The following is a 20553-nucleotide window of genomic DNA, read 5'->3' as shown; positions in this document are numbered from 1 at the left end:
GTCACGCCGTCTCGTCGCTCGAGTTGTGCCAGCTGCCCAGTGCCATCTCCGCGGTGATGCCGGGGCCGAAGCCCGCGAGCAGACCGCGCGCGTCGTTCTCGGCGCCGCCCTCCTCGAACAGCCGGCGCAGTGCGTCCAGGACGACGGCGCTGGCGATGTTCCCGTACTCGGTGAGGGTGGCCCGGCTGAACCGGAAGGCCTCCGGCGGTACCTCGAGGAACTTGCTGAGGTCGTCGAGGATCCTGGGGCCACCCGCGTGGATGATGTAGAAGTCCAGGTCGGAGGCGTCCCAGCCGTGCCGGCGCGCGAGGGCCTGGAGCGCGGGGGCGAGGGGTTCCATCGTCCCGGGCACCCGCTTGTCCAGCAGGAAGTGGAAGCCCGTGGCCCGTACGTCGTACATGATCCACTCTTCGGTCTTGGGGATCAGGTACGAGCCGTTGCGCTCCAGCTTGATGCCGGTGCCACCCTTGCCGCGGACGACCGCGGCGGCTATGCCATCGCCGAAGAGTCCGTTGGAGAGCAGCGAGCCGACGCCGAGGTCGGTCGGCTGGTAGCAGAGCGAGCAGAACTCGCAGGCCACGATGAGCGCGTTGGCGTCGGGGTACGCCGTGCAAAAATCATGCGCCCGGTTGATCGCGGCACCACCGGCCGCACAGCCCAGCTGGGCTATGGGTATCTGCCGGGTGTCGCTGCCGAAGTCCATCGAGTTGATCAGCCAAGCCGTGAGCGAGGGCATCATGAACCCCGTGCACGACACGTAGATGATCACGTCGATGTCAGTGGTGAGCAGCTCGGCGTCGTCCAGCGCCCGCTGCACCACCGCGGGGACGCGGGCCTTGGCCTCGCTCTCGTAGACCTTGTTCCGGTCCTCGAAGCCCGGGTGCTTCAACGTCTCCTCGATGGGCTGCACGATGTGCCGGGTGACGACGCCCGTGTTCTCGATCAGGCGCAGCGCCAGCGGCAGTTGTGGGTGGTCGGCGTGACGGGAGCGGCACAGCTCCAGCGTCTCTTCCATCGTGATGACATGTTCCGGAACCGAGACCGAGGGTCTGCACAAAGTCGCCATGGAGCACGCCTTCTTTCCGCCTTCCGGGGAACTCTTCGTCCCCCGGTGGTCCACCCACGATCACCCGGCTGCGCGCGGATATCTCGTCGGATTACTCCATTCCAGGGATCTTTGGAATGGAGTGGGACCCTGGTGGAAAGGGCCCCGGGACCGTCGAACCGAAGGAGTGGCGATGACGCGGACGGCCAGGGAACTGCTGGAGAGCACGACCGGGAAGCTCGCCCCGGACCCGCACGCCAACCGGCTTCTGCCCCTGATCGCCCGGGGTGCGGCGCGGCGCTCGACCCTCGCGGCGCTCGCCCTCGAACAGCGCCATGTGGTCGCCGCGGACCGCCGGGCGTTCCTGCATCTGGCCGAACGGTCGGCGGCCGGCACCGAGACGTCGGCCGCCGCGCCGGAGAGCGCCGCCTTCTTTACGATGCTCGCTGAGGGTGAAGCCCTGGCTCAGGATCGGCTCGGTGCGTACGTCGCCGCGGTCGGGGTCGACGAGGCGCAGGAGGCCGCGTACCAGCCGCTCGCGGACTGCCAGACCTATCCCGCGTTCGTCGCCTGGCTCGCCCTGAACGGTTCACCGGCCGACGTCGTACTCGCGCTGAGCGCCAACTTCGCTGCGTGGGGTGGCTATTGCGCGACGATCGCCCAGGCCCTGCGCCGCCATTACGGCTTCGCCGACGAGGCCTGCGGCTTCTTCGACTTCTTCGCCGAGCCGGCTGCCGGCCTGGAGCAGAAGGCGTTGGCAGCGGTGCGGGCGGGACTCGACACCGGACAGGTCTCGGAAGACGCGGTGCAGCACTACGGGCGGCTGCTCCAGGCCTACGAGGCGAAGTTCTGGCACGCCCTGTGGGAGTGGGACCAGCGGGTGGCCTGACGCGCGGTCAGTCGGCTGTCGTCCCACTGCTGTGCGCGATGCAGGCCACGTCGATGCGGTCCGCGAGCTTGGCGAGTTCGATCGTGAGCGCCGCCACGGTGTCCTCGTCGAGCCCGTCCTGGCCGGCCTCCACCAGATGCAGCCACCGGCCGCCCACCGTGCGCAGCAGCTTGCTGACGTCGGCGGCCGCCACCTGCAACGTGCCGCGGTCGTCGACGATCAGAGGCAGGGTCACTTCGCGGTTCACACAGGGGATCGTAACTGCGGAACGCTCACGCTCCGTGCCATACGGTGGTGATGTTGCAGAACTCGCGGATTCCGTGCTCGGACAGCTCACGTCCGTAGCCGGAACGCTTCACCCCGCCGAAGGGGAAGGCCGGGTGGGACGCCGTCATCCCGTTGAGGTACACGCTGCCCGCCTCCAGATCGCGGACGAACCGGTCCACCTCGGACCCGTCGCGCGTCCAGACGTTCGAACTGAGCCCGAACGGGGTGTCGTTGGCGAGGGCCACCGCCGCGTCCAGGTCGGCCGCGCGGTAGAGCGTGGCGACGGGCCCGAAGGCCTCCTCCTGGTGGATGCGCATCTCGGGGGTGATGTCGGCGAGGACGGTCGGGGCGTAGAACCAGCCGCCGTCCCGGAAGCCCTCGGGGCGCTCGCCGCCGCACAGGACGGTCGCGCCGTTCTCCACCGCGTCGTCGACCAGCTCCTCCAGGTCGTTGCGACCCTGCTCGGTGGAGAGCGGACCGACGTCCGTGTCCTCGTCCAGCGGGTCGCCCACCTTCAGGGCCCGCATGCCCGCCGCGAACCGCTCGGCGAAGGCGTCGAACACATCGGTGTGCACGATGAACCGCTTGGCGGCGATGCACGACTGCCCGTTGTTCTGCACACGCGCCGTCACGGCGACCTTCGCGGCCCGGTCGAGGTCGGCGGACGGCATGACGACATAAGGGTCGCTGCCGCCCAGCTCCAGGACCGTCTTCTTGACCTCGTCCCCGGCGACCGAGGCGACCGCCCGGCCCGCCGGTTCACTCCCGGTGAGGGTGGCCGCCCTGACGCGTGGGTCGCGCAGGACGCCTTCGACGGCGCCGGAGCCGATCAGCAGCGTCTGGAAGCAGCCCTCGGGGAAGCCCGCCCGGCGGAACAGGTCCTCCAGGTAGAGGGCGGTCTGCGGCACGTTCGAGGCGTGCTTGAGCAGGCCCACGTTGCCCGCCATCAGCGCGGGCGCGGCGAACCTGATCACCTGCCAGAGCGGGAAGTTCCACGGCATGACGGCCAGGACCGGGCCCAGTGGCCGGTAGCGCACGAGGACGCGGGAAGCGCCGGAGTCCTTGACGTCGGAGTCGGCCGGTTCCTCGTCGGCGAGCAGCCCCTGGGCATGGTCGGCGTACCAGCGCATCGCCTTCGCGCACTTGGCGGCCTCGGCACGCGCCTGCTTGACCGGCTTGCCCATCTCCGTGGTCATCACCCGGCCGATGTCCTGCTGGTCCTGGTCGAGCAGGTCGGCGGCCCGGTGCAGCAGCCGAGCCCGCTCGGCGAAGGACGTGGTGCGATGGGTGAGGAACGCGGCTTCGGCGGCCGCGAGCCTGCGCTCGATCTCCTCGGCGCCCAGGGCGTCGTACGTCTTGAGTGTCTCGCCGTTCGCCGGGTTCACCGTTGCGATGGGCATGGCCGACCTCCTGAATGCGGGCTGTACTTCGACCCTCCCGCGCGGCGCGGTGCGGCGCAACGCGGAGGGCACTTCCTCCGGGGCGGGACGCTCGGGTGGGTGACCCGGACGCGCGACCCGGTCTCTCAGCCCGAGTGATCCGCGAGCCGGTCGACAAACTCCGCCTGCGCCTTCACGATCACCGAACGGGCCCGGTCCAGGTCGAACCACTCCACCCGGTCCAGCTCGGGGAACTCCTGCCGCCGTCCCGACTTCGGCGGCCACTCCATCTCGAAGGTGCCAAGGACCACGGTCGCCGGGTCGAGGTCGGACTCGACCGCCCAGGCCGTGACGACCTTGCCATTGGTCTGTGTGACCTCGCCCAGCGGGACGGCCTCGCCCTCGGGCGGCGGCAGCCCCAGTTCCTCCCGGAACTCGCGGCGCGCCGCGTCCCAGGCGGGTTCGTCCGGCTCGTACTCGCCCTTGGGCACGGTCCAGGCCCCGGCGTCGCGCCGCGCGAAGAACGGCCCGCCCATATGGCCGAGCAATACCTCCAGACCGCGGTCGGTGTGTCGGAACAACAACAGTCCCGCGCTCCGCTTCCCACTCACAGGGTGACCTCCGGGTGTGCGGCCAGCAGTGTCCCGACGGTATCGGCCTCGGCCAGGGTCTTGTCCTCGCGATAGCGCACGACACGGGCGAAGCGGAGGGTGACGCCGGCCGGGTAGCGGGTGGACTTCTGGAGACCGTCGTACGCGATCTCGACGACGAGTTCCGGTCGTACGGTCACCACGTGGCCGTTGTCCTCGACGGCCAGCTCCTGGAGGCGCTCGGTCTGCCAGCTGAGCATCGCGTCGGTCATGCCCTTGAACGTCTTGCCGAGCATCGCGAAGGACCCGTCCGCGTCGCGCGCGCCGAGGTGCAGATTGGACAGCTTGCCCGTGCGCCTCCCGTGGCCCCATTCGGCCGCCAGGACCACCAGGTCGAGGGTGTGCACGGGCTTGACCTTCAGCCAGGAGGCACCGCGCCGGCCCGCGCTGTAGGGCGCGTCGAGGGCCTTCACCACGACGCCTTCATGGCCGCGTTCCAGGGTGTCGCCGAGGAACCGCTCCGCCGCGGGGAGATCCGCGGGGCCGTCCAGGAGCGTGCGTCGCACCCGCATCGGCTCGGGGACCAGCCGCGCCAGCTCCGTGTGCCGCTCGGTGAACGGCAGATCGAGCAGATCCTGGCCGTCGACGGACAGCGCGTCGAAGAAGACGGGGGAGACGGGTACGGCCTTCGCGGCCGTCGCCACGTCCACGCGCGAGCCCACGCGCCCGGCCGTCTCCTGGAAGGAGCGCGGCCGGCCGTCCTCGTCCAGCGCGATCACCTCGCCGTCCAGGATGAACCGCTCGCCCTTCAACTCCAATGCTGCGGAAGTGAGTTCGGGCAGCCGGTCGGTGATGTCGTCGAGCGTGCGGGTGTAGATCCGTACGTCGTCGCCGTCGCGGTGGAGTTGCACGCGGATGCCGTCCAGCTTCTCCTCGACGGCGCACGCGCCCAGTTTCTCGACCGCGTCGGAGACGGACCCCGCCGTGTGCGCCAGCATCGGCAGCACCGGCCGGCCCACGGTGAGCCGGAAGCCGTCGAGGGCCTCCGGGCCCTGGGACAGCAGTGCCTCTGCCACCGTCTGCAGCGAACCGGCGAGCATCACCGCCCGTCGTACCTCCGCGGCGGGCGCACCGGTCGCCTCGGCGAGCCCCTCGACGGCGACCGCGTCCAGCGCGCCTTGCCGTACCTCGCCGCTGATGAGTCCGAACAGGAAGCGCTGCTCGGCCTCGGTGGCCGCCGCCATCAACCCGCCCACCAGGCGCGCCCGCTCGGCCTGGGACCCGGTGCCGGTGACCGCGCCGAGCTCGGTCAGCCGGGCGTCCACTTCCCGCACCGTGAGCGAGGGGTCCGACGCCGGAGGGACCGGCCGGCTGAGGATCTTCCAGCCGATGCCGAGCCGCCCCTGCGGCAGGCGGCCCGCCAGATACGGGATGACGATCGGCACGTCGTCCGACTCCGCGCCCCGGAACAGCTCGGCGAGCAGCGCGATCTTCCGGGACCGCGCCGAGGTGGCGGCGACCTCCTGGGACACATGAGCGAGCCGGCTCAGCAGCATGCAGCCATGGTGCAACGCGGAGGCCGGGTCCACACCCGTACGGGTACGGAACGGGACCTCATGCGTGCGGGTACGCAGCGAGGCCTCATCCGTCCGGGCATGAATCGGGTCCCCGGTCGTGGGGCATGGACCGGGCCAACGGTCGTTTGGTCGCGGATCGGGTCAACGGGTCGTGCGGTCCCGGACCGGATCCAGATCCGTAGGGACACGGCTGCGGACCGGGTCAACGGTCGTGCGGTCGCGGACCGGATCCAGGTCCGTAGGGGCACGGCTCGGGTCCCCGCCCGTACGGGTACGGAGATGGCTAGTGTCCTGCGCCATCAATTCGTCGTTAGTTCTTGGTGCCCCACTGCCGCCGACTTGGCCGAATACTCGCAGGCCGGGGCTGGATGGGCGGACAACCAACCCGGCCGGGCAAGGCGCGAATCCACCGACGAACTTCTGGCGCAGCGCACTAGTGCCGCGTCGGCCGAGGTTCGCCCCGTCGCGACGCGCGGCACGCTCGCCCACTGCCTCAAGGGCGTGGGAGGTGCCCCATTCGCCGCACCGGCCGAAAGCCCAAGTACCTCCAGTACGAGGACTTCCGGCCGGCACTCCCCCAGCCTTCGGCCGGGGGGACCCCCCAGAGCACGCACCGGACGCCGCTCCTCAACGGGCAAACCCTGGCTGACGCGGCACTAGCCGCGCCCTCGTGCGACGGCCGCGTCGAGGTCCGCGAAGAGCAGCTCCCCGTTGAGCGTGGCCGCCGCCCGGTATCCGCCGGCCGCCGCGTTCACGACCTGCTCCGCGAAGCCGATCGCGTTTCCCGCCGCCCAGACGCCGGGCACCGTCGTCAGCCCCGTCTCGTCGACCACCGGATATGTGCCGAACGGCGTCTCCCGCAGCTCGGCGCCCAGCCGTTCGAACAGACCGCTGCGCGGGACGGCGCGGGGCGCGACGAACAGCACCGAGCGGTCGTGTGCCGTGCCGTCCGCGAGGCGCACCCCGGTCAGCCGGTCGTCGTCGATCACCAGTCCCGCGACCTCGCCGGGCACCACGGCGACCCCGGCCGCGGCGAGCCTGCTCAGATCCTCGTCCGACAGCTCGTCCTTGCCGACGATGTGCAGGAACAGCGTCACGTCCTTCGACCACTGGCTGACCATCAGCGCCTGGTGCACGCTCATCGGCGTGGTGCCCAGCACGCCGAAGGCCTCGTCGCGGACCTCCCAGCCGTGGCAGTACGGGCAGTGCAGCACGTCCCGCCCGAAGCGCTCGGCGACCCCCGGCACCGGCGGCAGTTCATCGGCCAGGCCGGTGGTGATGATCAGCCGGCGCGCGTGCACCGTGGGGCCGGTCGCCAAGGTGACGTCGAACTCCCCGGCGCCGTCCCGGACCACGTCCACCGCCCGGTCCCGGACGAGCTCGACCCCGTACCCCTCGATCTCCCGCCGCCCCTCGGCGAGGAACTCGGCCGGCGGCATGCCGTCCCGGGTCAGATAGCCCTGCATGTGCGCGGCGGGCGCGTTGCGCGGTTCGCCCGCGTCGACGACGAGCGTGCGGCGCCGGGCGCGCCCCAGGACGAGCGCGGCCGACAGCCCCGCCGCGCCGCCGCCGATGACTACCGCTTCGTATGTCTCGGTCAAGGTGACCACCTCCACGGAAAAGGTCGCCCGCCCCTGGCCGGATTGACAAATGGCTTTGCCGATTCTGCAATATGGGCATGAGTGACGACGCGGAGACCGATCAGATGGATGAGGTGCTGGCCGAGGTCGGCCCGCGGCTGCGGCGGATCCGCAAGGAGCGCGGCGCCACGCTCGCGGGGTTGTCCGAGGCGACCGGCATCTCCGTGAGCACGCTGTCGCGCCTGGAGTCCGGGCTGCGCAAGCCCAGCCTGGAGCTGCTGCTGCCGATCGCCCGTGCCCACCAGGTGCCCCTCGACGAGCTGGTGGGGGCGCCTGAGGTGGGTGATCCGCGGGTGCGGTCCAAACCGATCGTGCGGTACGGCCGTACGCACTGGCCGCTCACCCGGCAGCCCGGCGGACTCCAGGCGTTCAAGGTGCTGGAACCACAGAGGTCGATGGCACCGGAACCGCGCACGCACGAGGGGTACGAGTGGCTGTACGTGCTCTCGGGGAGGCTGCGGCTCGTGCTCGGGGACCACGATGTGGTGCTCGGTCCCGGGGAGGCTGCCGAGTTCGACACCCGCGTACCGCACTGGTTCGGGTCGACGGGGGAGGGGCCCGTGGAGTTCCTGAGCCTGTTCGGGCCGCAGGGTGAGCGGATGCATGTGCGGGCCCGCCCCGCCCGGTCGTAGCGGGCCGGGTCGTCGCGTGACGGACGCGACTGTTCCCTGATGGGCAAGCGACCGCTTAGTATGCTGCCGAGCCCGGTCAGACAGAGCAGTCCCGTGGAGGCCCCGCATGCAGGCATGGCAAGTGCACGAGCTCGGCGAGCCGAGTGAGGTGATGCAGCTCCAGGAAGTGGAGCGTCCGCAGCCCGGCGAGGGCCAGGTCCTGGTCAAGGTACGCGCGGCGAACGTCAACTTCCCGGACGCGCTGATGTGCCGGGGGCACTACCAGGTCAGGCCCCCGCTGCCGTTCACGCCCGGCGTGGAGATCTGCGGCGAGACCGAGGACGGGCGCCGTGTGCTCGCCAATCCCGCACTGCCGTACGGCGGATTCGCCGAGTACGCCGTCGCGGACGCCGCCGCGCTGCTTCCCGCGCCCGACGCCCTCGACGACGCCGAGGCGGCCGCGCTGCACATCGGCTACCAGACGGGGTGGTTCGGTCTGCACCGGCGCGCCGCGCTGGAAGCCGGCGAGACGCTGCTCGTCCACGCTGCCGCCGGAGGGGTCGGCAGCGCGGCCGTGCAGCTGGGCAAGGCGGCAGGCGCCACGGTCATCGGCGTCGTGGGCGGCGCCGAGAAGGCCGCGGTCGCCCGCGAGCTGGGCTGCGACGTGGTGATCGACCGGCGCAGCGACGACGTCGTCGCCGCGGTGAAGGAGGCCACCGGCGGCCGCGGTGCCGACGTGATCTACGACCCGGTCGGCGGCGAGGCCTACACGCAGTCCGCCAAGGTCGTCGCCTTCGAGGGCCGGATCGTGGTCGTGGGCTTCGCCAGCGGCACCATCCCCAGCCCGGGACTCAACCACGCCCTGGTGAAGAACTACTCGATCCTCGGCCTGCACTGGGGCCTGTACAACACCAAGAACCCGAAGCTGGTCCAGCACTGCCATGAGCAGCTCACCGAGCTGGCCGCCCGGGGCGCGATCAAGCCGCTGGTGAGCGAGCGCGTGCCGCTGGACGGGGCCGCGGCCGCCGTGCAGCGGGTCGCCGACGGCGTCACCACCGGCCGGGTCGCGGTCGTACCGTCGCTGGAGAATGGAGCCGCCGCATGACCGACGAAGCCGAACTCAAGCGCCGTACGGCCGAGTTGCTGGCGGCTCACCCGCCGGCGACCACCGGCCGCGCGGACTTCCTGAAGGCCCGTTTCGACGCGGGCCTCGCCTGGGTGCACTACCCGGAGGGACTCGGCGGCCTCGGTGCCCCGCGCTCCCTCCAGGCCGTCGTGGACACCGAACTGGAGGCCGCAGGCGCCCCCGACAACGACCCGCGGCGCATTGGCATCGGCCTCGGCATGGCGGCGCCGACGATCCTGCGCTACGGCACCGAGGAGCAGAAGCAGCAGTACCTCAGGCCCCTGTGGACGGGCGAGGAGGTCTGGTGCCAGCTGTTCAGCGAGCCGGGCGCCGGGTCCGACCTGGCCGCGCTCGGCACCCGCGCGGTCCGCGAAGGCGACGGCTGGGTGGTCAACGGGCAGAAGGTGTGGACCTCCAGCGCCCACGTCGCCCGCTGGGCCATCCTCATCGCCCGCACCGACCCGGACGTGCCCAAGCACGCCGGCATCACGTACTTCATCTGCGACATGACCGACCCTGGCGTCGAGGTCCGTCCGCTGCGGCAGATCACCGGCGAGGCCGAGTTCAACGAGGTCTTCCTCACGGACGTCCGCATCCCCGACTCCCGCCGCCTCGGCGAGGTCGGCGACGGCTGGCGGGTCGCGCAGACCACGCTGAACAACGAACGCGTCGCCATCGGCGGCATGCGGCTGCCCCGCGAGGGCGGCATGATCGGCCCGGTCTCCAAGACCTGGCGCGAGCGCCCGGAGCTGCGTACCCACGACCTGCACCAGCGCCTGCTCAAGCTGTGGGTCGAGGCCGAGGTCGCCCGGCTCACCGGCGAACGCCTGCGCCAGCAGCTCACCGTCGGCCAGCCCGGCCCCGAGGGATCCGGCATGAAGCTCGCGTTCGCCCGTCTCAACCAGGAGATCAGCGGCCTGGAGGTCGAACTCCTCGGGGAGGAGGGCCTGCTGTACGAGGACTGGACGATGCGCCGTCCGGAACTGGTCGACTTCACCGGCCGCGACGCCGGCTACCGCTACCTCCGCTCCAAGGGCAACAGCATCGAGGGCGGGACCAGCGAGGTCCTGCTCAACATCGTCGCCGAACGCGTTCTGGGACTGCCGTCCGAGCCGCGCACCGACAAGGACGTCGCCTGGAAGGACCTGGCTCGATGACCGATCTGCTCTACACCGAGGAGGAAGAGGCGCTGCGCGCCGCCGTACGCGACCTTCTCACCGACCACTGCGACGCGCCGGGCGTCATCGCCCGCACCGAATCCGGCACACCGCATGACCCCGCGCTGTGGAAGTCGCTCTCGGCCGCGATGGGCCTGGCGGGTCTGCTGGTGCCCGAGGCGCAGGGCGGCCAGGGCGCCACGCACCGCGAAGTCGCCGTGGTGCTGGAGGAGTTGGGGCGCGCGGTCGCGCCCGTGCCGTATCTGACGAGCGCCGTCGTCGCGACGGAGGCACTGCTTGCCTGCGAGGGCGAGGAGTCCGCCCGGCTGCTGACGGCGCTTGCCTCCGGCCGCACGGTCGGGGCGCTCGCCGTCTCCTTCGCGACCGCCCCCGGTGCCCCGTTCAAGGCCGTACGCCATGAAGGCGGCGCCCTGCACGGGGAGTTGACCGGCATCGCGGATGCGGCGGCAGCCGATGTGCTGCTGGTTCCGGCGGAGGACGGCGCACTGTACGCGGTGGACGTCGGCGCGGTGACGGTCACTCCGCAGGTGTCCCTGGACCTGACCCGGCCGGTCGCGACGGTCACCTTCGACGGGGCGCCTGCGCGGCGAGTGACCTCCGACGCCCCGGCGGCTGTACGACGTGCCCTGCGCGCGGGTGCCGGTCTCCTGGCCTCCGAGCAACTCGGCCTGGCTGACTGGACGTTGACCGAGACGGTCCGCTATCTGAAGGAGCGCAAGCAGTTCAACCGACCCGTCGGCGGCTTCCAGGCGCTCAAGCACCGGCTGGCCCAGCTGTGGCTGGAGGTCGTCAACACGCGTGCCGCGGCCCGCAACGCCGCCGACGCACTCGCCACCGGCAGCGAGGAAGCCGATGTGGCGGTCGCCGTCGCCCAGGCGTACGCGGCACCGGTCGCCGTCCATGCAGCGGAGGAGGCGCTCCAGTTGCACGCCGGGATCGGCATGACATGGGAGCACCCCGTGCACCTGTACCTGAAGCGGGCGAAGGCCGACTCGATCGCCTACGGCACGGCGGGCGCCCACCGCGAGGCGCTGGCCGCACTGGTCGACCTCCAGGCGCCCACCCGCTGACGCACACCCGTGAGAAGCCCGCCCCGACCGGGGCGGGCTTTTCCGTGTGAACTGATCCGCCGAAGTGAACGCACAGCGGCAGTCCGGCCAACTCCCCGCACGCCAGGGCTCCCTGGGCCCGTTCGGAACGCATACTCTCCCCCAGTCTCGACTTCGCTCGACCGGGGGCACCCCCACGGCTTCCGTACGGCACTTCCAGGGAGGCAGAGCATGGCCCTTACCAACCGCCGCAGAGCCCTCACCACCCTCGGCGCCGCCCTCGCGGGCTCCGTCGCGCTGCCCGCCGCGTACGCGCGGGCGAGCGAGCAAAAGCACGGCCCGCGCCCGCTGTGGCGCGCCCACGCGCACAACGACTACGAGCACCCGCGCCCCCTGTTCGACGCCCTCGACCACCGCTTCGGCAGCGTCGAGGCCGACATCTACCTGGTCGGCGACCAACTCCTCGTCGCCCACGACCCCGTCGAACTCGACCCGACCCGCACGCTCGAATTCCTCTACCTCGAACCCCTTGCCGCCCGCGTGAAGGCCAACCACGGTGCGGTGTACCGGGGTCACCGCACGCCGCTGCAACTCCTCATCGACATCAAGACCGAGGGGTCGTCGACCTACCTCGAACTCGACCGCCATCTGCGCCGCTACCGGCATCTGTTCACGACGTACGCGCACGGTCGCGTGTACCCCGGGCCGATCACGGCCGTGATCTCGGGCGACCGGGCCGCCCGTACGCCCATGGAGGCGCAGCGTGTGCGTCGCGCCTTCTACGACGGTCGGCTCGCCGACCTCGGCAGCGCGGCGCCCGCTTCCTTCGTCCCGCTGATCTCCGACAACTGGACGCTCAACTTCACCTGGCTGGGCGACGGCCCGTTCCCCGACGCCGAGCGCGAGAAGCTGCGCGGCATCATCGCGGCGGCCCACGCGCGCCGCCAGAAGGTCCGGTTCTGGGCGACGCCCGATGTGGCGGGCCCGACCCGTGACGCGCTGTGGGGCGAACTGCTCGCCGCCGACGTCGACTACCTCAACACCGACGACCTCGCAGGCCTCGAAGCGTTCCTCGACGCCCACGAACGCACGTACTAGCCGGCGCAGACATCACACGTTCGGAGGACACGTCAGCCGCCCGGACGGACCCTCCGCTACGCGACACTTGCGGCCGAAAGCCGCGATGTGGGCGTGGCGGAGGAGGTTGACGATGGCCATTTCCATCTCTGTGGTGCTGTTGCTCCTGATCCTGGCAGTGGTCTTCCTGCGCAACGGCGCATTGAAGATCTCGCACGCCTTGGTCTGCGTACTGCTCGGCTTCTATCTGGCGAGCACGAGCATGGCGCCGACCATCCACGAAGGGCTCACCGCGACGGCGAACATCGTGAGCAGCCTGCGACCGTGACGTGCGAGGCCGTCATGCGCCATGCCGGGCCGTCACGGTCGTGAGAACACGCCGATGCCGTTCGGAACGGGGCGTTCGGCGCCCCCGCTGGGGTGGTTGAGAACGCTGACGGCGGCCGCCCCCGGCTGCCGGGCGACCATCGTGGTGGAGCCTCCGCCGTCGAGGCTGAAGGCATCGTCCGCGCCCAACTCCCGCATGGCCCACGTCACTTCGGCGATGGTGAGTCCGTTGCGGAACTCGGGCGCGCCGTCGAGGGCGAGGAGCAGCAGGCGTCGCCCGTGGTGCGAGATGCCCACGGCAGTCCGCACGGCCGAGGCCGTGTTGTCCAGGCCGGGAAGCGGCGAGCCGTGGACGAGCATCGGGTAGCCGCCGAGCGCGAAGCGGTACGGGATCCTGGTGGCCTTCGCCACCAGACGGTGCCGCACCGTGACCGGTTCGCCCACCGGCAGCTTTCGCAACTGCTGGGCGCCTGCCTCGCGGCCCACCAGCACCGTGGTGCCGGGAGCGATGGGGCCGCCGCCGGGAGTGTCGGCCGCCGACACGATCCGACCGTGTTCGACCGTCACCTCATAGGTGTCGGTACTGCACGGCGCGGCCCGGTCGATGTCCGTGCCGCAGGTGGCGCGCACCCGGGAGACGGGGCCCCAGTCCGAGGTGAACGCGCCGATCGAACCCTCGGGCAGCGCGTACTGGTTGAGACCGTCGAGCGGCCACCGCCCCTCGTCACTGCGTACGGAGCCTTCGAGGGCCATGCTGTCGAGCCGGGCCCTGCGGTCGACGCCCACGCCGAGAACGTCCTCGGTGGTCGTGCCGGGCGGCAGAGCGGGTCCGAAGCGCTGACCGTTCGGCACCGCCGCCTTGAGCTCGTGTCCGCTCGCGATCGCCGGGCCCACCGTCGCGCCCGTCGCCTCGACCCCGGGATGCTGGGTCTCCGTGATGTTGAAGAAGTCGCCATTGACACCCGCGACGGCACCTCGGGAGTCGGCCAGCTGGGAGACGGGCGCCCGGGACGCCACGGCTCCGGGATGCAGAAGGTCGACCCGCACCCGTGGATTGCGCAGATCGACCGTCAGCACATGTGCGTGCGCCACACCCTTGGCGGCCGGGATGTCCAACTGCGTGTATTCGACGCCGGGGGCGAGGGCAGTGCCCTTGGCCTCCTCCGCGCCGCTGGCCGGTGCCGCCCCCACCAGGGCGGTACCGGCCAGCGCACTCCATGCCGCGACAGCTGTCAGTGCCGTTCTGAAACGTCCGTTGCGACGCGTCACCGTGCCCCCTGATGTCTCGTCAACTCTCCCAGGAATCAAGGAGAGTGCACCAGATGGCGGTGACCGTGTCGGTGGCTAGACACCGACAACGCGCGAACGGATGAGAAAACGCACTCCTTCGGGTGCCTCGAGAGAGAAGCCACTGCCGCGGCCCGGCACGACATCGACGATCAGTCGGGTGTGGCTCCACACCTCGTACTGACTCTTCGACATCCAGAACGTCACCGGCTCCTCGACCCCCTCGACCGTCAACTCGGCGAGCAGCACGTCGGAGCCGCCGGTACGGAACTCGCCCTCGGGGTAGCACATGGGCGCGCTGCCGTCACAGCAGCCGCCGGACTGGTGGAACATCAACGGTCCGTGGACCGCCCGCAGCCGCCGCAGCAGGTCGGCGGCGGCGGGGGTCAATTCCACGCGCGGGACTTCCTCGTTCACGCCAACCACCCCAAGCAAGCCGGTTCTTGGTCACCGGACCGTCGTCGGTCCGGTGACTCAGCGAACATCGTGCGAGGTTGCGAGAGGGTTGCGCGACGCCGCCGATCGGAATGAAGCAGATGATCTGCCAACAGCTCGCCGGATGACGAAGCCGGCGCACGCTGCACGGCTTGACGTGCATGCAGTCGGCCCTCAGCCGCCTTGAACGAGCCGGAGCGAAGGGCGCACGGTCGGAGCCGGCTGAGCTGGTTGCCGGCATAGGGGGTCAGCGCCGTCTTGGCGTCGCGTCGTCGTTGAGGTGGGCATGGGCGGCTTCGGTGAACGCATGCACCGCGTTCAGCACGTCCAGATGGTGGTTGCGGTACTCATCGGGAGCAGGGTCGCCATCAGGCTTGCCGAAGAAGGTGTGGGGGACCTCGCCCCAGAGAGCGCGGACATGCACGCTGTGGCCAGCGTTCTCGATGCGCCCCGCGATCTCTGTGATGTGCTCAGGACCCTCGAGTTCGACAACGGCTGCAGCCAGTCGTAACGGCTCGGTTGGCACCTCGGCTCGGATGAGGCAGGCTGACGGTCGGCCTCTTCTCGTCTCTCCCTCGGTGGGCAGGAGATGCCCAATCGGTCACAGGCTGGTAGCGAGCACTCTCCTCGACTCATTCCGAGCACGCCGTGGACGACGTGTGGACGGCGAGAGCAACGAACCGTGGCCCTATGGCCGTCCATGCAGGTCAGGCGGGATGTTCCAAGACGATGTTCGGGGGACTGCAAAGCTGCCGGTCGGTGTCACAGGGCGGGGCGAGCCGAATCAGGGCGGGCCTGCGGGGGGTGTCGTAGTCGTCTGGTCGACTTGGCCCATGATCCCCTCTCCTCGCTCGGCCGAACTGGACATTCGCCGGATGGGCACTCGTTGAAGGGGCCCCGATTGCGCCGGCTGAGTTTCCGGCCGGCTCAGGAGGCGAGATTCTGGTAGTACGCCGACCGAGGAGCTTCGAACAAAAGCGGGCTGAAGCACATCTCATGCTTCGTAGAGCTCTCCGCAGGCTCTTTCGGCCCTCAGCGCGACGGGCACCGTCGCGACTTCCCGAAGGAGGCAGACGATGGAACTCCCGTCGTACCGTGCCCGCAGAAATGCGACAGCACCGCCGCGGCTCCCCGGCCGGGCCAGGAACGCAAGAAGACTGAGCGCTGCCGCCGTGGCCGCGTTGCTTCTGGCGGGCTGTGGTGCGTCCGCCCCCAAGGCGCCCGCGCACTCCAATGGCCCCACCGCGCCCCTCGCCCGGCCTGCCCGCTTCCCTGCGTCCTTCGCTCCGGACCGCGCCGCAGCCGCCACCGCGTGCACCAACAGCACGAAGTTGGCCGGGTGGTCGAACCGCCGGCTGGCCATGCTGACCATCGCCGTCCCGGTGTCGGAGACCTCGATGTCCGACGTCACTTCCGAGGTGAGCGCCGGTGCCGGCGGTGTGCTGCTGTTCGGCAGCAAGGCGCCGTCCGACCTCGGCTCCCGGCTGACCGCCCTGAAGACCCACGTACCGGGCCACCTGGGCCTGCTGGTGATGACCGACGAGGAGGGCGGCGGCATCCAGCGCATGGCGAACCTCGTCGGATCCCTGCCCTGGCCCGCCTACATGGGCACGCACTGGACCCCCGCCCAGATCCAGCAGAACGTCACCAAGGTCGCGACCAAGATGTCGGCCGCCCAGGTGAACATGGACCTCGCGCCGGTGGTCGACGTCGACGGCAGGAACGAGGCCCCCAGCCGGACCAACCCCGACGGATGGCGGTCCTTCAGCGGCAGCACGTCGGTGGTTTCCCAGGACGGTGTCGCGTACATGAACGGTTTGCGCGCCGGCCACGTGATACCTGTCGTCAAGCACTTCCCGGGCCTCGGCGGCTCCAGCTACAACTCCGACTTCGGCCCCGCCCGCACCCTGCCCTGGTCCACCCTGCAAAAGGTGGCCATTCCGCCGTTCACGGCGGCCATCAAGGCCGGTGCCCCGGCCATCATGGTCTCCAACAACATCGTGCCGGGTCTGGGCACCAATCCGGCGAGCCTGTCACCCACCGACATCACCTCCGAGCTGCGCGGCAAGCTGGGCTTCAAGGGACTGGTGATCACCGACTCACTCAGCGCCAAGGCGATCTCCGCCGCCGGCTTCAGTGTCCCCGCCGGCGCCGTCCAGGCCCTGCGCTCCGGCGCCGACATGGTCCTGTTCGACCTGGGGAGCAACGCCAGCTCCCAGACGTCCTCGATCGCCACGGCGATCACCAATGCGGTGGCCGGCGGACACCTCGCCCGCAGCCGCCTCATCGACGCGGCGGGGCACGTCCTGGCCGTCCGGCACGTGAATCTCTGCTCCTGAGCCCGAGTGGACGGAGCCTTCAGCCGGCCAGGCCGACCACACCCCTCAACGCCCGCAGGCACAGCCGTACTGCAAGCCGCTCACTGGTATGCCCCTGATGTTGAGGCGGCTCATGGGGTATTTATGGGGCAGTAGCGTGCCTGGAAGCGTAAAAGGCCAGGTCAATGCGTGATCACCGCGCGGCCTGTAAATCTGCTGGGGTGGAGAGCCGGGGCCGTCCTGGGGCCGTCCGAGGGCGACCAGCAACAGCCGCCAATGACCACCAACGACCAAGGGGGGCGCGGCACTGCCGCGCCCCCTCGGCGGCGGGGACGCCCGGTGGGCGCTGCGCCGCGACTGGCGCGCGGGCGCCGGGGCGCTGCGCCGCGACTGGTCCAGGCACAGGTACGGCACGTGGGCGGCGTCCTATTCGGCACAGCATCAGCACCGACAGCGTGCCCAGGACCGCCATCATGAAGCGCCGGCCGAACGGGTTGGGCCCGAACATCCACTCGCCGAGGGCGATCACCCACTTACCCGTCGGTGGGTGCGCGACAAAGGCCCCGGTGTCGGAGAGCGGGATCACCTGAGGGTGCGCCAGGATCTGCGGGTCGGAGATCTTGCGGTCCGGCCAGGTGCCCTCGTAGCCGAGCCGCAGCAGGGCCCAGGCGTCCTTGGCAGTAGGTCTCATCGAAGATGATGTTCTGCGGTCGATCGAGGTGCCAGAAGCGGATCGCTCCGGCTGTGACGGCGACGAGCACCGGCCCGAGCCGGCCCATCGCCTTCGCGACGCGGTACGCCAGTACCGGGCGGTGGCCGTTCATCACCATGGTGAACCTGCGCGTCGACCCCGCATCCGAAGCGGCCGACCGCATCGAGAAGACCCTGAGGGCGCCGCTCCCGCGCCAGTTCGGCCACACCACCGTATCCGGCCCCCACACGATCGCCTGGCTCGGCCCCGACGAGTGGCTCGTGCTGTCCCAGGCCGACGAGACCGCTGTGGCCGCCGAGTTGCGGGAGGCACTCGGAGGTGACCCGGGCTTGGTGGCGGACGTCTCGGCGAACCGCACCACGCTGGAGCTGAGTGGCCCGGCCGCCCGGCAGGTACTGGAGAAGGGCTGCCCGCTGGACCTGCATCCCCGGTCCTTCGGTCCCGGCCAGGCAGTGTCGACCACGGTCGGCCCTGTCGCGGTGCTGCTCCGGCAGGTCGACGACGTACCGACGTACCGCCTCTTCCCCCGGTCCTCGTTCGCTGTGTAGGGGGCGTCTTCGGCCTGTTTGGAAGGCGAGCGGGCGGCAACGGCCGCCGGCCACCAGGCGGATCTTCGTGGTCAGTCCGCCGCGGGAGCGTCCGAGGGCGTGATCATGCGACTCGCCGGCCGGGGCCCGTTTGGTCGGGCTCCGGCGGCGTGCTGGTGAGCGCGCACGATCGTGGAGTCGACGGCGACGACCCGGTCGAGGTCGCCCTCGGCGTCTGCCTGCGTGAGCAGAGCGGTGAAGATCCGTTCCCACGTGCCGTCGATCGCCCACACCCGCAACCACCGCCCCGTGCTCACCGACGAGAATCCGCCGAACATGCCCTGAGTGCGGCCCGGTCGGCGGTGCCAAAACGCCCCGGAATTGCCGGTGCCTGCCGCCCGGAGAACTCCCGTTACCGCAGGTCACACGGCACGTCTTCGTCGTCAAGGCACCTGTGGGCGGTTACCGGGCCGTGGATCCAGCTTCAAATGTTGAGCACAATTTCCACACATCACTCTCTTCAGGAGGGTTCCGATGGTCTAGATTGACCTTGCTTCGCATGCTGGGACACGAGGCGACAAATGATGATCTATAGGTCCGGCGTTACGGACAGCCATTAACGGCGTCTCCGGCGCCAGACGTGGGGGTGATCAATTCTTGGAGCCCGAGAGGAGCTTTGGGTGCGGGGAGCACCCGAGGTTTCGACGGGTTTCCGCGCACCTCGAGAGTCCGGCAGGACATGCGAGCTTGCTGCCGCAGGGCGGGTGTTCAAGTAGCCCTGAAGTAGCCGGGGATGTGACGTGCCGGGGGCGGGGGCCTCCCGAGGGGAGGAACAGCGCGGCACGGGGGGCGGGGGCCTCCCGAGGGGAGGAAGCGTGCGGGGGGCGGGGGCCTCCCGGGGGGAGGGACAGTGTTGGGCGAACACGTCGTACCACTGGGGACCGGGGGGGTTCTGTGCGGCAGGGGGGAGTAGTCGACCCTTTTTCGTCGGCGCGCGGGCGTCTGACGAATGAGGCGATCAGCCGGTCCGGGAGCGACTGGGAGCAGCGGTACCGCCGTACCGTGATCACCAGCGACACCGTGGTCACCGCCATTGTGGTGGCGGCGATCGGCGAATTCTTCGGGGCCCGGGACGCGGCCAACTGGCATGAGAAGTGGGGAATTCTCGCATTCGGCACCGAGCTGCTGGTGCTGGGAGCGCTTGCGGTGAGCCGGTCGTGGGCTCCGGCCGTGCTCGGCCAGGGTGCCGAGGAATTCCGCCGGCTCGGACGCTCTCTGTTCACGGCGACCGTCGTACTCGCGCTCGGCGGGATCGCCCTCACCTCGCGCAACATCAAGCTCTGGATCTTTGTCGCGATCCCCGCGATCGCGCTCGTCACCATGACCGCGCGGTATCTGCTCCGCCTCTCGCTGCACAGACAGCGGCAGGAAGGGCGGTGCCTGAGACCGGTGCTCGCTGCCGGGAGCCCGGACACGGTGCGCGACCTGATCACCCGAACCCGCAAGTTTCCGCACCTCGGATGGCGCGTGGACGGAGTGTGCACGACGGACGGTCGCGGGCTCGACGGTGACCAACTGGACGGAGTGCCGGTCGTCGGCCGGCTGACGGACGTCGCCAAGCACGTCGAGCACGACGGCTACCGTGTCGTCGCGGTCACACCGGACCCGCACTGGACACCGGACCGGCTGCAGCGGCTGGCCTGGAACCTCGAGGGCAGCGACGCCGAGATGGTCGTGGCCCCCGTGCTGATGGAGGTGGCCGGCCCGCGGCTGCACGTCGACGCCGTGCTCGGGATCCCGCTGCTGCGGGTCAGCATGCCGACCTTCACCGGGGGGCGCCGGGCGATCAAAGGGGTCGTCGATCGGGTGGGCGCAGGGATCCTGCTGATGCTGTTCGCGCCGCTGATGGTGCTCGTCGGGCTGCTCGTGCTGGTGGACAGCCGGGGCGGGGCGCTCTACAGCCAGCGCAGGGTCGGCAAGGACGGCCGCGAGTTCACCATCCTCAAGTTCCGCACCATGGTCGCCGGGGCTGACCGGGCACGTGCCGAGCTGGCCGACCGGAACGAGGGCGCAGGGCTGCTGTTCAAGCTCCGCCGGGATCCGCGGGTGACCCGGGTGGGAGCAGTGCTGCGCCGGTACTCGCTCGACGAACTCCCGCAGCTTTTCAACGTGCTCACCGGATCGATGTCGCTCGTCGGTCCGCGGCCTCCGTTGCCGGAGGAGTCCGCTGCGTACGGCCCGGACATCCGGCGGCGGCTGCTGGTCAAGCCCGGCCTCACCGGCCTGTGGCAGATAAGCGGACGCAGCGACCTGCCGTGGGAGGAGGCGGTCCGGCTGGACCTGCGGTACGTGGAGGACTGGTCGCTCGCCCTGGACACAGTGATTTTGTGGAAGACGCTGCGTGCGGTGCTCCACGGGCAGGGGGCCTACTGATGCGCGGGGGTCGTCCGACCGAAGCGCGGACCGCAGGCCACAAGGGCCTGCAGTGGGGGACCGCAGGCCACAAGGGTCTGCCTGGG

The 20553-nt window shown here is 70.4% G+C and carries 19 protein-coding genes and 2 pseudogenes; 10 read left to right on the top strand and 11 right to left on the bottom strand.

The features are described 5' to 3' along the window. Position 1: 1 nt before the first annotated feature. Positions 2–1066: a type III polyketide synthase gene (locus OG390_RS07760; RefSeq protein ID WP_406166135.1), complete on the bottom strand. Its 1065-nt coding sequence runs from the start codon at positions 1064–1066 to the stop codon at positions 2–4. Positions 1067–1238: 172 nt separating this feature from the next. On the opposite strand from OG390_RS07760, the gene OG390_RS07755 reads away from it, so the two are divergent. Continuing rightward, positions 1239–1934: a transcriptional regulator gene (locus tag OG390_RS07755; RefSeq protein WP_406166133.1), complete on the top strand. Its 696-nt coding sequence runs from the start codon at positions 1239–1241 to the stop codon at positions 1932–1934. A 7-nt stretch (positions 1935–1941) separates the two neighbouring features. Here the strand turns inward: OG390_RS07755 and OG390_RS07750 are convergent, their stop codons facing one another. The 5 genes from OG390_RS07750 to OG390_RS07730 all read right to left on the bottom strand — a co-directional run bounded on the left by OG390_RS07750 (position 1942) and on the right by OG390_RS07730 (position 7363). After that, a complete protein-coding gene (locus OG390_RS07750; RefSeq protein ID WP_362014975.1) occupies positions 1942–2181 on the bottom strand; it encodes a DUF6213 family protein in 240 nt (79 codons plus the stop codon). 25 nt (positions 2182–2206) lie between these two features. Further along, entirely contained in the window at positions 2207–3601 is a 1395-nt protein-coding gene (locus OG390_RS07745) for an NADP-dependent succinic semialdehyde dehydrogenase (protein ID WP_406166130.1), read from the bottom strand. 125 nt (positions 3602–3726) lie between these two features. Further along, entirely contained in the window at positions 3727–4191 is a 465-nt protein-coding gene (locus OG390_RS07740) for an NUDIX domain-containing protein (RefSeq protein ID WP_406166128.1), read from the bottom strand. Next, a complete protein-coding gene (locus OG390_RS07735; protein ID WP_406166127.1) occupies positions 4188–5726 on the bottom strand; it encodes an ATP-dependent DNA ligase in 1539 nt (512 codons plus the stop codon). Before OG390_RS07735 ends, OG390_RS07740 begins: the two co-directional genes overlap by 4 nt. A gap of 677 nt (positions 5727–6403) precedes the next feature. Further along, on the bottom strand, positions 6404–7363 hold the full coding sequence (locus OG390_RS07730) for an NAD(P)/FAD-dependent oxidoreductase (RefSeq protein WP_406166125.1): 960 nt from the start codon (positions 7361–7363) through the stop codon (positions 6404–6406). A 62-nt stretch (positions 7364–7425) separates the two neighbouring features. On the opposite strand from OG390_RS07730, the gene OG390_RS07725 reads away from it, so the two are divergent. From OG390_RS07725 to OG390_RS07700, 6 genes are all read left to right on the top strand, one after another. After that, positions 7426–8019, top strand: coding sequence for a helix-turn-helix domain-containing protein (locus tag OG390_RS07725; protein WP_406166123.1), 594 nt, complete (start codon positions 7426–7428; stop codon positions 8017–8019). Between the two features lie 106 nt (positions 8020–8125). After that, positions 8126–9103, top strand: coding sequence for an NADPH:quinone oxidoreductase family protein (locus OG390_RS07720; RefSeq protein ID WP_406166121.1), 978 nt, complete (start codon positions 8126–8128; stop codon positions 9101–9103). Next, the gene (locus OG390_RS07715) at positions 9100–10281 is read left to right on the top strand and encodes an acyl-CoA dehydrogenase family protein (RefSeq protein WP_406166119.1); all 1182 of its coding nucleotides are present in this window, start codon (positions 9100–9102) and stop codon (positions 10279–10281) included. The genes OG390_RS07720 and OG390_RS07715 overlap by 4 nt, the downstream gene beginning before the upstream one ends. Beyond that, positions 10278–11372: an acyl-CoA dehydrogenase family protein gene (locus tag OG390_RS07710; RefSeq protein WP_406166117.1), complete on the top strand. Its 1095-nt coding sequence runs from the start codon at positions 10278–10280 to the stop codon at positions 11370–11372. Before OG390_RS07715 ends, OG390_RS07710 begins: the two co-directional genes overlap by 4 nt. 210 nt (positions 11373–11582) lie before the next feature. Then, positions 11583–12449, top strand: coding sequence for a phosphatidylinositol-specific phospholipase C/glycerophosphodiester phosphodiesterase family protein (locus tag OG390_RS07705; protein ID WP_406166115.1), 867 nt, complete (start codon positions 11583–11585; stop codon positions 12447–12449). A 112-nt stretch (positions 12450–12561) separates the two neighbouring features. Further along, positions 12562–12756 (top strand): hypothetical protein, encoded by a 195-nt coding sequence (locus tag OG390_RS07700; RefSeq protein WP_369244896.1) that lies wholly within the window; start codon positions 12562–12564, stop codon positions 12754–12756. 32 nt (positions 12757–12788) lie between these two features. Here the strand turns inward: OG390_RS07700 and OG390_RS07695 are convergent, their stop codons facing one another. From OG390_RS07695 to OG390_RS07685, 3 genes are all read right to left on the bottom strand, one after another. After that, entirely contained in the window at positions 12789–14024 is a 1236-nt protein-coding gene (locus OG390_RS07695) for a phosphodiester glycosidase family protein (RefSeq protein ID WP_406166113.1), read from the bottom strand. 75 nt (positions 14025–14099) lie between these two features. Beyond that, positions 14100–14459 (bottom strand): DUF779 domain-containing protein, encoded by a 360-nt coding sequence (locus OG390_RS07690; RefSeq protein WP_406166111.1) that lies wholly within the window; start codon positions 14457–14459, stop codon positions 14100–14102. Between the two features lie 265 nt (positions 14460–14724). Then, on the bottom strand, positions 14725–15003 hold the full coding sequence (locus tag OG390_RS07685) for a hypothetical protein (protein ID WP_406166110.1): 279 nt from the start codon (positions 15001–15003) through the stop codon (positions 14725–14727). Between the two features lie 646 nt (positions 15004–15649). Between OG390_RS07685 and OG390_RS07680 the strand changes: the two genes are divergently transcribed. Then, positions 15650–16816: a glycoside hydrolase family 3 N-terminal domain-containing protein gene (locus OG390_RS07680; RefSeq protein WP_406166108.1), complete on the top strand. Its 1167-nt coding sequence runs from the start codon at positions 15650–15652 to the stop codon at positions 16814–16816. 397 nt (positions 16817–17213) lie between these two features. Here the strand turns inward: OG390_RS07680 and OG390_RS07675 are convergent. Further along, positions 17214–17619, bottom strand: a pseudogene (locus OG390_RS07675) (phospholipid carrier-dependent glycosyltransferase); the annotation flags it as partial. Here OG390_RS07675 and OG390_RS07670 point away from each other — a divergent pair. After that, positions 17540–18055 (top strand): sarcosine oxidase subunit gamma, encoded by a 516-nt coding sequence (locus tag OG390_RS07670; protein ID WP_406166106.1) that lies wholly within the window; start codon positions 17540–17542, stop codon positions 18053–18055. The pseudogene OG390_RS07675 and the gene OG390_RS07670 sit on opposite strands and share 80 nt — an antisense overlap. Positions 18056–18079: 24 nt before the next feature. On the opposite strand, the pseudogene OG390_RS07665 reads toward OG390_RS07670, so the two are convergent. Next, positions 18080–18330 (bottom strand): annotated as a pseudogene (locus OG390_RS07665) (IS5/IS1182 family transposase); the annotation flags it as partial. 658 nt (positions 18331–18988) lie between these two features. On the opposite strand from OG390_RS07665, the gene OG390_RS07660 reads away from it, so the two are divergent. Next, a complete protein-coding gene (locus OG390_RS07660; RefSeq protein ID WP_406166104.1) occupies positions 18989–20467 on the top strand; it encodes a sugar transferase in 1479 nt (492 codons plus the stop codon). Positions 20468–20553 lie beyond the last annotated feature (86 nt).

Origin of the sequence: Streptomyces sp. NBC_00996 (assembly GCF_045162675.1) — a bacterium.
GTDB lineage: Bacteria > Actinomycetota > Actinomycetes > Streptomycetales > Streptomycetaceae > Streptomyces.
Note: the sequence above shows the minus strand (reverse complement) of the source record. Positions and strands in the feature narration are given on the sequence as shown.